At 70.6% G+C, this 13,584-nt stretch carries 13 protein-coding genes; 7 read left to right on the forward strand and 6 right to left on the reverse strand.

The window, feature by feature from the left end; all coding sequences use genetic code 11:
• Positions 1–19 precede the first annotated feature (19 nt).
• Both ACGFNU_RS10780 and ACGFNU_RS10785 read left to right on the forward strand, forming a co-directional pair.
• Positions 20–274 carry a hypothetical protein gene (locus ACGFNU_RS10780; protein ID WP_392592230.1) on the forward strand — a complete coding sequence of 85 codons (255 nt, stop codon included), beginning with the start codon at positions 20–22 and terminating at the stop codon, positions 272–274.
• A 317-nt stretch (positions 275–591) separates the two neighbouring features.
• Complete coding sequence (locus ACGFNU_RS10785; protein ID WP_392592232.1) at positions 592–2,562, forward strand: ComEC/Rec2 family competence protein; 1,971 nt, start codon at positions 592–594, stop codon at positions 2,560–2,562.
• A 5-nt stretch (positions 2,563–2,567) separates the two neighbouring features.
• Here ACGFNU_RS10785 and ACGFNU_RS10790 read toward each other — a convergent pair whose 3' ends face one another.
• Positions 2,568–4,103, reverse strand: coding sequence for an MFS transporter (locus tag ACGFNU_RS10790; RefSeq protein ID WP_392592234.1), 1,536 nt, complete (start codon positions 4,101–4,103; stop codon positions 2,568–2,570).
• 116 nt (positions 4,104–4,219) lie between these two features.
• Here ACGFNU_RS10790 and ACGFNU_RS10795 point away from each other — a divergent pair, with 116 nt between their 5' ends.
• Positions 4,220–5,128 (forward strand): LysR family transcriptional regulator, encoded by a 909-nt coding sequence (locus tag ACGFNU_RS10795; RefSeq protein ID WP_392592236.1) that lies wholly within the window; start codon positions 4,220–4,222, stop codon positions 5,126–5,128.
• A 465-nt stretch (positions 5,129–5,593) separates the two neighbouring features.
• The gene (gene holA / locus ACGFNU_RS10800) at positions 5,594–6,547 is read left to right on the forward strand and encodes a DNA polymerase III subunit delta (protein ID WP_392592238.1); all 954 of its coding nucleotides are present in this window, start codon (positions 5,594–5,596) and stop codon (positions 6,545–6,547) included.
• 246 nt (positions 6,548–6,793) lie between these two features.
• On the opposite strand, the gene ACGFNU_RS10805 is transcribed toward holA, so the two are convergent.
• The 3 genes from ACGFNU_RS10805 to rpsT form a co-directional block, all read right to left on the reverse strand.
• Positions 6,794–7,207, reverse strand: coding sequence for an SRPBCC family protein (locus ACGFNU_RS10805; RefSeq protein ID WP_392592240.1), 414 nt, complete (start codon positions 7,205–7,207; stop codon positions 6,794–6,796).
• A gap of 8 nt (positions 7,208–7,215) precedes the next feature.
• Positions 7,216–7,764, reverse strand: a complete 549-nt coding sequence (locus tag ACGFNU_RS10810; protein WP_392592242.1) for an RNA 2'-phosphotransferase — start codon at positions 7,762–7,764, stop codon at positions 7,216–7,218.
• Between the two features lie 97 nt (positions 7,765–7,861).
• Entirely contained in the window at positions 7,862–8,131 is a 270-nt protein-coding gene (gene rpsT, locus ACGFNU_RS10815; protein WP_392592244.1) for a 30S ribosomal protein S20, read from the reverse strand.
• Between the two features lie 270 nt (positions 8,132–8,401).
• On the opposite strand from rpsT, the gene lepA reads away from it, so the two are divergent.
• Positions 8,402–10,246 carry a translation elongation factor 4 gene (gene lepA, locus ACGFNU_RS10820; protein WP_392592246.1) on the forward strand — a complete coding sequence of 615 codons (1,845 nt, stop codon included), beginning with the start codon at positions 8,402–8,404 and terminating at the stop codon, positions 10,244–10,246.
• A 311-nt stretch (positions 10,247–10,557) separates the two neighbouring features.
• Positions 10,558–11,307: a Uma2 family endonuclease gene (locus ACGFNU_RS10825; protein ID WP_392592248.1), complete on the forward strand. Its 750-nt coding sequence runs from the start codon at positions 10,558–10,560 to the stop codon at positions 11,305–11,307.
• Between the two features lie 131 nt (positions 11,308–11,438).
• Here the strand turns inward: ACGFNU_RS10825 and ACGFNU_RS10830 are convergent, their stop codons facing one another.
• Positions 11,439–11,765 (reverse strand): DUF4870 domain-containing protein, encoded by a 327-nt coding sequence (locus ACGFNU_RS10830; protein WP_392592250.1) that lies wholly within the window; start codon positions 11,763–11,765, stop codon positions 11,439–11,441.
• A gap of 78 nt (positions 11,766–11,843) precedes the next feature.
• On the opposite strand from ACGFNU_RS10830, the gene ACGFNU_RS10835 reads away from it, so the two are divergent.
• Positions 11,844–12,002, forward strand: a complete 159-nt coding sequence (locus ACGFNU_RS10835) for a hypothetical protein (RefSeq protein ID WP_392592252.1) — start codon at positions 11,844–11,846, stop codon at positions 12,000–12,002.
• Positions 12,003–12,127: 125 nt separating this feature from the next.
• Here ACGFNU_RS10835 and ACGFNU_RS10840 read toward each other — a convergent pair whose 3' ends face one another.
• A complete protein-coding gene (locus tag ACGFNU_RS10840; RefSeq protein WP_392592254.1) occupies positions 12,128–13,540 on the reverse strand; it encodes a hypothetical protein in 1,413 nt (470 codons plus the stop codon).
• Between the last annotated feature and the right edge of the window lie 44 nt (positions 13,541–13,584).

The following is a 13,584-nucleotide window of genomic DNA, read 5'->3' on the forward strand; positions in this document are numbered from 1 at the left end:
CGTGATGGTGGGGTCAAGCGTGACGGCAGTGCTGCCCGCACTGGCGATCTGGAGCGCGAAGCCGGTGCTATGTCTGAACGTGGCGCTGAGCCCCAATCCGTCGCCGCCCGCGGGCCCAGTGTGGCGCACACCGGGGCGGAGACTGTTGAAGGTCGGGTTGCCTCTGGAGGTGATTGGCGGACCGGCTCCGGGCGTGGTGATCCGGGACGGGCCGGCTCTGGGCGTGGTGATTCGCAGCGGCTTGTATCCGGACGTGGTGATTCGGGGCAGGTGAGCTCCGGATGCGGTGATCTGAGGCCGGGTGGCCCGGAACGCGCTGATCGGGGGCGGGGTGGCGCCGGAGGCGGCGCTCTGGGGCGAGGTGGCTTTGGACGTGGTGATCTCGGGTGGGGTGGTTATTGGAAGGGGTGGGGGAGTTCTCGCTGGGGGCGGTTGTTGGGGGCGGTGAAGGTTCGGCGGACGGTTGTGGGGGTTGTGCTGGCCTGCGTGGCGGCTTCGGCGGCCGGGGTGGGAGTACGGGTGGCCGCGGTGGCTACGGGGCCGGTCCGGGAGATGGCTCGGGCAGAGCGCGTTGTGTCCCTTGAGGTGGTCTTGACGGGGGAGCCGCAGCTCACCGGGTCGGCGCGACGTCAGGTCCTCTTGGTGCGGGCCCGGGCGGAAGCGGTGCGGCGGACACGGGTCCGGGTGCCGGTGTTGCTGATCGCGTCGGACCGGCGGTGGGCGGGGCTGGTGCCGAGCCAGCGGGTGCGGCTGACCGCCCGGTTGACCGTTCCCCGGCATGGCGAGCTGCTGGCGGCCGCGGCGGTGGTACGGGGACCACCGCAGGTCCTGGGGCCGCCGTCACGGGTCCAGCGGGCGGCGGAGGAGGTGCGGGCCAAGCTGCGCCAGGCCGTGGCAGGGCTGCCGGACGATCAGCGAAGCGTCCTGCCCGGCATGGTCGTCGGAGACACGTCTCGGCTGGACGCCGGATTGGCCGAGGACTTCAGGACGGCGGGCCTCTCCCATCTGCTCGTGGTCTCCGGCGCCAACTTGGCGATCGTCATCGGCGCGGTGCTGGGGTTGTGCCGCTTGCTGGGCGTGGGGCGGCGGCGGGCCCCGTTCATCGCGGCCGTCGCGGTGATCGCGTTCGTGCTCGTCGCGCGGCCGGAGCCCAGTGTGCTGCGGGCCGCGGTGATGGGGATGATCGGTCTGCTCGCGCTGGTGAGCGGCCGCGAACGGCAGGGCCTGCCTGCATTGTGCGCGGCGGTGCTCCTGCTGGTCCTGGCCGACCCGTCGCTGGCGCGCTCGTACGGGTTCGCGCTGTCCGTGGTCGCGACGGCCGGGCTGCTCGTACTGGCACCGCCCTGGCGCAGGCGGCTGCGCCGTCGGATGCCCGGGCCGCTGGCCGACGCGCTGGCGGTCGCGGCGGCGGCGCAGGTCGCCGTCGCGCCGCTGCTGGTGATGCTTTCAGGCGAACTGGGAGTCGTCTCGATCGCGGCGAACCTCCTCGCCGCCCCGGCGGTCGCGCCCGCGACATTGCTCGGAGCCCTTGCCGCGATGGTCGCGTTCGCCGAGCCGGCACTGGCGCGCCTGGTCGCCTGGCCCGCGGGCCTCGCGGTGGGCTGGATCATCTGGATCGCGCGTACGGCCGCCGATCTGCCGTACGCGACCATCGCCTGGAGCGGAGGTGCGCTGGGCGCATGCACGCTGCTGGTGGCAGGCGCCGCGACCCTCGTCATCCTGCGATGGCGGGTGGCACGGCTCATCGGCACGGCGGTGACAGCCGGCGTGCTGATCGCCGTCATCGGATTGCGGGTGACGGCTCCAGGCTGGCCGCCGCAAGGGTGGGCGCTGATCGTGTGCGATGTGGGGCAGGGCGACGGGCTGGTCCTCGCGGCCGGGCGTGAACGGGCGGTCGTCGTGGACGCGGGGCCGGAGCCGCGGCTGATGGACGGATGCCTGCGGCGGCTGGGAGTACGGGCCGTGCCGATGCTGGTCCTCACGCACCCCCACGCGGATCACGTCAACGGCGTCGGCGGCGTTCGGCGTGACCGGAAGGTCGGCATGGTGCTGACCACGTCCCGCAGCACCGGCAGGGAGTCGCGCCTGATCGGAGGCCTGCAGGTCGGGGCGGCCGTCCCCGGGCAGCAATGGATGGTCGGTGATCTGCGGCTGTCGGTGCTGGCGCCGGCCGAGGGGCCGCGCCTGTCAGCGGCCGACGACGGCACCACGATCAACAACGCCAGCATCGTGCTGGTGGCCCGGCGCCCGGGCTTCAGCGCGTTGCTCGCGGGCGACGTCGAGACCGAGGCGCAGCGGGCCTTGGCGGCGAACGTTCCGCCGGTCGACGTCCTCAAGGTCGCGCATCACGGATCGCGCAGCCAGGACCCCGCCTTCGTGGCCGCCGCACATGCCGCGATCTCGGTCATCTCGGTCGGGCGGGGCAACGACTACGGGCATCCCGCATCCGCCACCCTCGCCTTGCTCCGGCGTGGCGGCGGCCGTATCTACCGCACTGACCAGAACGGCGACGTGGCCGTGGTCCGGGCGGCGCGAGGCGTGCTGGCGGTCACGCGCCGATGAGCCGATCAAGAAGAGCCGTCACCGGCCGCAGCAGAGCGTTCATTCAAAGGCCGGGTGGGCGATTGTCGGAGCGTCGGGTTCGCAGGGTGGTGGGTGCTTGTCGTCAAGGCCGGGGCGTCGTCCGAGACAGCACCCCCACCAGGTGCGGCCGGGGCCGGGGCGCTGGCAGAGGAGTCATTCCAGCGAACGTGGCCGCCGTCCGGCTCGCTGGCAGGTGGGAGCGATGGCGTATCAGGCTGGGGCACCGAGCTTCCGAAGCGGGTGTGCGCCTGGCTTTTGGGGCCGCTGCCTTCTGGGCGTGTTTGCTGGGATTCACATGGTGGGTCTTGCTCGTCCGGCCGCGGCTCGTTGCGGCGGGGGAGGAGGAACGGGGTCGCCAGAGCCAGAAGGCCGGCCACCGTGATCGCGGTGCGAGGGGTCGTGATGCTTGCCAGCAGGCCCCACAGGGCGGTCAAGGCCGCGATGGTGGCGCTGCTGGTGACCGTCCACGCGGCCAGGGTACGGGCGACCCGGTCTGCGGCGGTCTGCTCAAGCCGGTACGTGGCGACGATCGGGTTGAACACGCCGATGCACGTGATCAGGCCGAGTTCGACGACCATGACGAGCGCCAAGCCCGTGGTGCCGGAGTGGATGAAGGCCAGTCCCAGTGGCCAGCATGCGCGCGAGTACCCGGCGGCGAGCATGACTCTGTGCTGCCCGAACCGCGCGGCGAGGTGCCGGGCCAGCCGCGAGCCGATGAGACCGCCGACGCACGGCGCGGCGAACGCCAGCCCGTACTGCCAGGGCGCGAATCCGAGAGGACCGAACATGAGGGACGCCAGCAACGGCGAGGTCGCCATGATCAGGCCGTTGAACAGGATGGTGTTGAGGAACAGCGGCCGCAGCGAGGAGTGGGTCAGGATGTAGCGCCATCCTTCGAGCAGGTCGGCGGGCCGGAGCCGTGGCGCGCCGATGCGTTCGGGCCGCGGCTCGGTCCCGCCGATCGCGCGGATCCCCGCCGCCGAGAGCAGGTAGCCGATCGCATTGGCCACCACGGTCGCCACCGGGCCGAAGACCCCGATCGCGACGCCGCCGAGCGGCGGTCCCAGTACGGTGGCGGTCCAGTTCGTGGACTCGAGCCGTCCGTTCGCGACGAGGAGGTCCCGCGGGGGCACCAGCGCCTTCAGGCACGCCCCGCTGGCCGCCCTGAACGCGATGTCGGCGGCGGCGACGATGACCGACACGAGGAGGAGCTGGGTGAACGTGAGCCAGCCGAGCGCGAACGTGAGAGGGACGCTCATCAGCGCCGTGAACCGGACGATGTCCGTCGCCACCATCACCGGCCGCTTGCGGCGGAACTCCACCCATGGGCCGAGCGGCACCGCGACCACCGCCCCGACCGCGAGTCCGGCGGCCGCGAGCATCGAGACCTCGGCCGGCCCGGCGTGCAGGACGAAGATCGCGATGAAGGGGAAGGCGTCGAGCGAGAGCCGGGTGCCGAACGTGCTGATCGCGTAGGCCGTCCAGAGCCACCGGAACTCCCGTCCCAACGTCCGTCTCATCCAGCTCTCCTCTACAACCGTGAGTTGGTGATCGGGACCGTAGCGAGCGGTCTCAACCTGGATCAAACAACCATCTCGGCGGCACGCCACAACCGAGCGTTGTGTAAGGTCGCCGCGTGGATCTCGATGCCGTACGCACGTTCGTGGCGGTCGCGGACGCGGGCCAGTTCCAGGGGGCCGCCGCCGACCTGTCGATCACCCAGCAGGCGGTCTCCAAGCGCATCGCCGCGCTGGAGAAGGACCTCGGCGTCCGGCTGTTCACCCGCACCGCCCGGGGAGCCCGGCCGACCATCGACGGGCAGGCGTTCCTGCCCCATGCCCGTGAGCTCCTCCGCGCCGAGGAACGCGCGGCCGCCTCCGTCCGGCCTGGCCGCCGCGCGCTGCGCGTGGACGTGATCGGCCGGCGGCTCGCACCGGCCGATCTGCTCCGCGGCTTCCACCGCGCGCATCCCGACCTCGAACTCGACGTCGTGACCCTCTTCGACGCCGACGCCGCCATCGCCGCGATCAGGACCGGCACGATCGACGCGTCCTTCCGCGCCGTCACGCGGCGGCTCCCCGACGGCATCGAGAGCGTCCGGGTCTTCGACGAGGCCGTCCAGCTGGTCACCGGACCGGCCCACAAGCTCGCCCCCGCCCGCGCCGTCACACCCACCCAGCTCGCCGGGCACAGGATCTGGATGCCCGGCATCGTCGCCGGAACCGAATGGGCCGAGTTCTACGGCGACCTCGCCGCCGCGTTCGGCCTCACCATCGAGGCGACCGGCCCCGACTTCGGCACCGAACCCCTCCTCGACACGATCGCCGACTCCGCCACCCTGGCCACCTTCGTCGGCGAGCAGACCCGGCTCGCCTGGCCCGCCGACCACGGCCTGCTGCGCATCGCCGTTCACGACCCGACACCGGTCTATCCGCACTCGCTGATCTGGCGCGGCGACAACCCGCACCCCACGCTCAAGGCACTCCGCGACCACCTCGGTATCGCGCAACCCGACCCTCGAACATGGACGCCGATATGGGCATGACCGTCACGTCCGCACCCCAGGCTCAAGCCACTCCGCGATCGCCTCAGCATCGCGCAACCCGCCCCCCGAATATGGACGCTGAAATCGGCGTGGCCGTAGATGGGCGAGGGCCACGTGCCGGTCTCGGTAAGGCCGAGCAGGCGCCGACACCCAGGCTGGGACATACCGGGCCTGTAGGACGACCGAGCTGGGGTGTATCCACGATGCCGGACCGTGGCCGTCGCAGCGGGTGGGCCGTTGTGTGGATGCCCTGAGCGGTGCCTGGGTTGAGCCAGACCGCGCCCGCGCCCTGAGGGCCGTGCTGCGCTCGCTGGTCGGCGGGGTGCGTGGTTCGGCCTGAGGACGTGGCCGCCGCGATAACGGGCGGTCGGTCTGGGCGGCGGAAGCAGAAGCTTGGGCGGGTGCCGTGACCGCCCGATGCTGGTTGGGGACCGGGCAGGGGGCCGGGCGTGGCATGCTGCTGGGGTGCCAGCTGACCCCATCACGCTCATCGTCGGTGACGAAGAACTGCTCGTGGACCGCGCGGTCGGCGACGTGATCGCCACCGCCCGTTCGGCCGATCCCGAGGTCGAAGTGATCGACCTCGCGCCCGGCGGGCTGGAGACGGGACGGCTGGCCGAGCTCACGTCGCCGTCGTTGTTCGGCGGGACGAAGGTGCTGGTCCTGCGTTCCTCCCAGGATCTGGGCAAGGACCTGGCGGCCGAGGTCCTCGCGTACGTCAAGAACCCCGCCGAGGACGTCGCCCTCGTCGCGGTCCACGCGGGCGGCGCGAAGGGCAAGGCGCTCGCCGAGGGTCTCGCCAAGGCCGGTGCCCGCAAGATCGCATGCCCGAAGATCACCAAGATGGGCGAACGGATCGACTTCCTCCGCAACGAGATCCGTCGTCACGGCGGGAAGATCTCCGCGGACGGCGCGCGCAATCTCCTCGACGCGGTGGGGAATGACCTGCGCGAACTGGCCGGGGCCTGCAGCCAGCTCGTCGCCGACACCGGCGGCAAGATCGACGACGCCGCGGTCGCGCGCTACTACCGGGGCCGCGCCGAGGTCAGCGGCTTCAGCGTGGCCGACAAGGCGATCGAGGGACAGCTCGCCGACGCCCTCGAACAACTCCGCTGGGCCCTGGCGACGGGGGTTGCGCCCGTGCTCATCGTGAGCGCCCTCGCCCAGGGCGTCCGCGGCCTCGCCAAGGTCGGCGGAGCGCCACGCGGTGCCCGCGGCGCGGCCCTGGCCAAGGACCTCGGCATGCCTCCCTGGAAGATCGAACGAGTCCAGCGTCAACTCCGCGGCTGGTCCGGCGACGGCGTCGCCCGGGCGCTGGGGGCCGTCGCGGAGGCCGATCTCCAGGTCAAAGGCGGCGCCGCCGACCCCGCCTACGCCTTGGAAAAGGCCGTCAGCGACATCGTCGCCGCTCGCGGATAGGCCGAGCGCAGACCTTCCCTGGGGACGGCGTAGCCTCCCTGGGCCGGGCCGGGACCTCTCCAGGCTGGCCCAGGCTTCTCGCTGGGCTGGCCTCTCTCGGCCCAATGCAGACCTCCCCGAGCCCGAGGCCCTTGTTGGGTTTGGTGTGGACGCTCTTTGGGCTGGGCGTAGAGCTTTCCCGGGCTTGTGTCACCCTCCTGGGCCTGGGCTCAGGGCCTGGCTGGATTCTCTGCGGGTGGTGTGGGGTTAGGGTTCGGACTTTTGTTTTAGGCCTGCGGCTTCCATTGCCACGTAGCGGCGGGAGCGGCGGCCGGCCAGGAGGGCGATCAGGGGTGCCAGGGGGCCGGTCTGGGCTAGCGCCAGGCGGACGGTCACTGGGGTGCCGGGGGTGATCTCGTGTGACGCCACTGTGGTCATGCCGGGGGTGCGGGCCACCCAGGTGAACGAGCGGCCCGGTTCGAACTCGGTGACGGTCCAGACGGCGGCGGGGAACTTGGGCTGGTGGACGCGGGCCTGGGTGCCCTTGCCGAACGGGCCGTCGGTGAGTCGTTCTACCCGGGTGATGGAGGCGGTCATCTCGGGCCAGCGTTCGACGTCTTCCAGGAGACGCCAGACGGTCTCCGCGGGGGCGTCGATCTCGACGATGACTTCGTGGTGCATGTCGCTCCTCAGCCGGGGATCATCAGGTAGCCGGGCGGGACGGTGTCGACCAGCCAGACGCCGTTGGCGCTCACGCGGAACTCGTGCCCGTCCGCGGCCATGCGGGCGGCGTCGATCACCAGGATGACGGGGCGGCCGCGGCGGGCGCCCACGCGGGTGGCGGTCTCGCGGTCGGGGGAGAGGTGCACGGCGTGCCGGGCCATGGGACGCAGGCCCTCGTGGCGGATCGCGGCGACGGCGGCGGCCACGGTGCCGTGGTAGAGGACGGCGGGCGGGGCCGTGACGGGCAGGTCGAGGTCGACCTCGACGGAATGGCCCTGGCTGGCGCGGATGCGCTCGCCGGTCTCGTCGAACGCGTAGCGGCGCTTGTCGTTGGTCGCCACCACGTGGTCGAGTTCGGCGCGGGTGATCGGGAAGTTGTTGCGGGCCGTGGCCGCGAGCAGCTCGTCGACGCGGGCCCAGCCGGCGTCGTCGAGGGTGAGGCCGATCCGTTCCGGCTGATGGCGCAGGTGCTTGGCCAGGTATTTGGAGATCTTCACGGTGCGCCGGTCGTCCATTCGATCACCGTATGACGATCAGGCCTGTGGCGCCCGTTATTTTTGGACAGCACTGAAACGCCGTAGCCCCAAGGGCTACGGCGTCCGGTGCGGAGTCTTACTTGGCCTGCAGGGCGGCGGCCTGCTTGGCGATCGCCGACTTGCGGTTGGCGGCCTGGTTCTTGTGGATGACGCCCTTGCTGACCGCGATGTCGAGCTTGCGGGCCGCGGTGCGCTGAGCGTCGATCGCCTCGTCGACGTTGCCCGCGCCGGCGGCCTCGTGGAACTTGCGGATCGCCGTCTTCAGCTCGGACTTGACGGCCTTGTTGCGCAGCCGAGCCTTCTCGTTCTGCTTGTTCCGCTTGATCTGGGACTTGATGTTCGCCACGTCGAAGAGCCTCAGCTTGAAAGTCGTTGGTTACCTGGGTTGCGTTCACCGGCCCGGAGGGGGCCGACACCGACGGCGGCCTCGGTGCCCCACGGCACGACGCAACGCCACACGCAGTCGCACAGCCTACCAATCCCAGCGCTCCACCCAAAACCAGCGGGGCGAAACCGCTCCCGGCCGGGTGAACGGAGCATGGTCGGGGACATGGGATTATGGGATACGGCAAGATCTGCCCGTCCTGTCCACCTGTGAGTTTGCGAACGGACCCCGGTGCCTGCGCCTGAGCCCAACAAGACCGATCCCGCGATCATCCGGAACTTCTGCATCATCGCGCACATCGACCATGGCAAGTCGACGCTCGCTGACCGCATGCTGCAGCTCACCGGGGTGGTCGAGGCGCGCCAGATGCGCGCGCAGTACCTCGACCGCATGGACATCGAGCGGGAACGCGGCATCACGATCAAGAGCCAGGCGGTCCGGCTGCCCTGGACCGGGGACGACGGCGTCGACTACGTGCTCAACCTGATCGACACGCCCGGCCACGTCGACTTCTCCTACGAGGTGTCCCGTTCGCTGGCGGCGTGCGAGGGCGCGGTGCTGCTGGTGGACGCGGCGCAGGGCATCGAGGCGCAGACGCTCGCCAACCTCTACATGGCGCTCGAGGCCGATCTGCACATCATCCCGGTGCTCAACAAGATCGACTTGCCCGCGGCCCAGCCGGAGAAGTACGCCGAGGAGCTGGCGAGCATCATCGGCTGCGACCCCGGGGACGTGCTGCGGGTGTCCGGCAAGACCGGCGAGGGCGTCCCCGAGCTGCTCAACAAGATCGTCGAGACGGTGCCGGGCCCCGTGGGCGACCCGGACGGCCCGGCGCGGGCGCTGATCTTCGACTCGGTGTACGACACCTACCGCGGGGTCGTCACGTACGTGCGGATCATCGACGGCCACCTGTCGCGCCGCGAGAAGAGCCTGATGATGTCGACCGGCGCGGCGCACGAGACCCTCGAGGTCGGCGTCATCTCGCCGGAGCCCAAGCCCGTCGCGGGGCTCGGCGTCGGCGAGGTCGGCTACCTGATCACCGGGGTGAAGGACGTCCGGCAGGCGCGTGTCGGCGACACGGTCACCGCGGCCTCGCGGCCGGCGCCGGAGTCGCTCGGCGGATACCAGGACCCCAAGCCGATGGTGTTCTCGGGCCTCTATCCCATGGACGGCGACCAGTACCCGGACCTGCGCGACGCCCTCGACAAGCTGCGTCTCAACGACGCCGCGCTCATCTACGAGCCGGAGACGTCGGCGGCGCTGGGCTTCGGCTTCCGCTGCGGCTTCCTGGGCCTGCTGCACATGGAGATCGTCCGCGAACGGCTGGAGCGCGAGTTCAACCTCTCGCTCATCTCGACCGCGCCGAACGTGATCTACCGCGTGGTCATGGAGGACGGCACCGAGCACGTGGTCACCAACCCCAGCGAGTTCCCCGAGGGTAAGATCGGCAACGTGTACGAGCCGATGGTCAAGGCCACGCTGCTCGCCCCGTCCGAGTTCATCGGCGCGATCATGGAACTGTGCCAGGGCCGCCGCGGCGTGCTGCAGGGCATGGACTACCTGTCCGAGGACCGGGTCGAGATCCGCTACACCCTGCCGCTCGCGGAGATCATCTTTGACTTCTTCGACCAGCTGAAGTCGCGCACGCGCGGCTATGCCTCCCTGGACTACGAGCCCACCGGCGAGCAGGAGTCCGACCTGGTCAAGGTCGACATCCTGCTGCAGGGCGAGTCGGTCGACGCGTTCAGCCAGATCGTCCACAAGGACAAGGCCCGCGAATACGGGCTGATGATGACCTCCAAGCTCAAGGAGCTCATCCCGCGGCAGCAGTACGAGGTGCCCATCCAGGCCGCCATCGGCGCCCGCATCATCGCCCGCGAGAACATCCGCGCCATCCGCAAGGACGTCCTCGCCAAGTGCTACGGCGGCGACATCTCCCGTAAGCGCAAGCTGCTGGAGAAGCAGAAGGAGGGCAAGAAGCGGATGAAGACCATCGGCCGCGTCGACGTCCCCCAGGAAGCCTTCGTCGCCGCCCTGTCCACCGGCGAGACCTCCACGGACAAGGCCAAGAAGTAGCACTGCCCCACACTCACCCGCGTTCCGGAACCCGGCGCTGGAATGACACCCCGCGTTGAGTGACACCCCGCGTTGACACCGCGTGTTGAGTGACACCCCGCGTTGACACCGCGTGTTGAGTGACACCGCGTGTTGAGGGCGCGCGCGTCAAAGGGGCACCGCGTTGAGGGACGTCGCGCGTTGAGGGGCACCGTGCGTTCAGGGATACCGCGCGTTATGGGACGTCGCGTTGATGTGGCGGCGCGTTCCGCAAACGTCTGGTTATCGCAAAGTGGCGGTGACGTACTGTCCTCGCGAGGACACTGGGCGTTGTGACCCATACGTTGCTACATCAGGTTCTCGTTTCCGACCTGGTGGTCCCGATCGGGCTGGCGGTGACGGCCGGGCAGGCGTCCCGTACCGGATCGGGCCCGCGGCCGGCCCACGACACGTGGCTGCGCTCCGATCTCATGGTCTTCCGCAAGGAGCAGGACGCGGCGGACCGCGGGTACATCGACGGTGCGCCGCTCCTGGCCATCGAGGTCACCTCCGACGCTTCGCGCGAGGTGGATCTCGGGGCCAAGAAGGACATGTACGAGCGGTTCGCGGTCCCGTCCTATTGGGTGGTCGACCTCAAGGGCCACGAACCCGAGCTCCAGGTGTTCGAGCTGAGCGACGACGGGCGGTACGCCGAGGAGGCGCGCGTCACCTGGGGGCGGACCTGCACGATCACCCGGCCGTTCGCGATCGAGCTCGCCCCGGACAAGATCTTCGACCGGCTGCCACCGCCGCCCGCCCCGAGGAGGGGGATCCACATGCTCGACCACGATCACCACAACGGCCCGGATCTGCCGCACTGCGAGGAGCCCATCCTGATCGACGCGTTCGGCCGCTGGCCGACGGGCGCCGAGAAGGTGGAGCTGTGGGACGGCTGCCCCGTCTTCTACGGGGCCTGGGACGAGCGCGACGTCCAGATCGCCGAGCGTGCCTATCCGGGCCGGGTCGTCCGGCTGGACCAGCCGCCCGGCGAGCCCGGGACGCTGACCGTCCTGCCCGGCCCCGGCGTCCCTGACGACGCCTGAGCCATCCGGACGCCCGGGTCTGCGTCCGCCCGGACGCCTAAGCCTGCGCTCGTCCGGACGCCCGGGTCTGCGTTCGTCCGGACGCCCGGGTCTGCGGCCGCCCGGACGCCTGGGCGGTCAGCCGGGCGGGGTCACTTGAAGATCGGCCAGGCCACCGGAGCCGGTACGCGGCGGTACTCGCCGCGGTTGGCCGCGCGCGCCCCGTACACCAGGTAGAACATGGTGACGGCGGTGAAGCCGAGCGGAACCCAGATCATCACCTCGACGGCGAGGGAGAGCAGGCCGCCGACCAGCCAGACGGCGATCGCGGCGAGGCCCATGTTGAGGCCCTGCGCGGCGTGGGCGCGGACGAACGGCGACCGGCCTTTGCCGACGAACGCGACGGCGGGCGCGATCGCGCCGACCAGGAACTGACCCACGTACGCCATGAGGGCCCAGGTCTTGTCATCGTGGCTCACCTGGCCGAAGTGCCCTGGGATCTGGGCGGTGCGGCGGCCCTGTGAAGGCGGCGAGGACGGCTGCTGCCCAGGGGGCTGTTGCTGCTGCCAGGCGGACGGCTGCGGCTGCTGCTGCCAGCTCTGCTGGCCTTGCTGCTGCCAGGCCTGCTGGCCCTGACCCTGCTGTTGCCAGGGTTGCTGGCCCTGCGGCTGCTGCTGCCATCCGGGCTGTCCCGGCGGCTGACCGTGGCCGGGTGACGGGGGAGGCCCGTAGGCCATGAGGCGTGTCCTCTCAGAGTCTGCGAGAGCTCTTGGCGAAGTGTACGACTACTTCGACGCACGCGAGGTTCGCAGGTTCCCCGAGTTAATTCTCGTGAGAGACGTCATGCACCGGGTCGCCAGAGGACCGCGGTGGGCGATTGCGGGGTGAGGGTGATCGAGCCGGTCCAGGAGATCGCAGAGCGCTGCGGAAGGTAGGTGGCGCGCAGGAAGAAACCACGGTTGATGGAGGTCACCGTGGCGGGGGCACCGTTGTCACCGAAACCCACCGGACGGCGGATGGCCTCGATGGACGCGATGTCGGCGACGGTCGTGCCCTGGGGGAGTTCGACCGTCGTTGCGGCGGGGCCGTCGCGTTCGATGCTCCAGGAGGCCTCGTCGTGGTCGGAACGGTAGAGCTTGGCGGGATCACGCTTCAGTCGCACGCCGAGAGACACTCCCGGAGCCGAGCCACTGCCGGCGGGGGCACCGGTGCGCTTGGCGAACTCGACGAAGAGGTACGTGCGCTGGTCGCCGACCGCCTTGGTGGCGGGGCTCGACGGCTTCTCGATCTTGCCCTCGCGGAGCATCTCCTGGGCCATGATCCGGTACGTCCACGGCTCGCGGTCCATGACGACCTCGCGGGCGCGGGCGGTCGGCTTGGTGCGGGACGCGTCGAGGAGGAAGCGGAGCGGCGAGTTCGGCATGATGACGTCGCACAGATTGTTGTTCTGCGTGCATGTCTGCAGGACGGGGTGGTCGCCTTCGTAGCGGCCGGTGAACTTCAGCGTGAGGTGCTGCGGCCCCTGGTAGACGCCGGTTCCCGCCACCCGGCGGCCGGACGCGTCCACCTCGACCCGGTACGCCCACTCGATGTCGGTCGTGCGGCCCCAGCGGGCCATGAGCGCCGGGCTGTCGGTGCCGCCGTCCTCGTTGCTCCACACCACCGAGTACTCGATGATCTTGTTCCCGGGCGTCGTGGCGGGGCGCGTCTCGTGCCAGGCGATGAGCGGGGCGTCGGTGCGGGCGTTCTGGTACGGGTCGCCGAACGGCCAGCCGGTGCGGCCGACCACGACGGGCGCGTGGCGGAGGGCGAGCTGGTCGGCCTGGGGCAGGCGCACGGCAGGCCTGGCCAGGGTGACGCGGCGGGCGGACGGGGCGCTGCCCTTCGCGAACCTGAGCGTGACCTTGTGCTTGCCGGATTTGACGGGTCCCAGGCCGAGACTGCGCGGGGTCGGATCCGCTGAGGGGACGACGAGGTCGGTCACGTGCCGCCCGTCCACCGAGATCGCCACGATCGCGGACTCGGCGCCCTTGCGGACCCAGGAGACGCCGGGAGCGGCGGCGGTGAACGCGATCACCGCTTCACCGGCCTGCCGGGCGGTGAACGTGAGCGTGCGCGCCGGACCACCGCGGTCGACGGTGATCGTCTGGGCGGCGGAGACGGTGGCGGAGGCGGTGGCGGGGACGAGGACGAGGGGAGCACCGGCGAGGGCGCCGGTCAGACCGAAGGCGGCGGAGCGAGCGCGGCTTCTCATGATCAGGAAATCTAGAGAGCCATGATTGCGGTCCGGTGAAGAAC

The organism is Spirillospora sp. NPDC048911 (assembly GCF_043198015.1).
GTDB lineage: Bacteria > Actinomycetota > Actinomycetes > Streptosporangiales > Streptosporangiaceae > Spirillospora.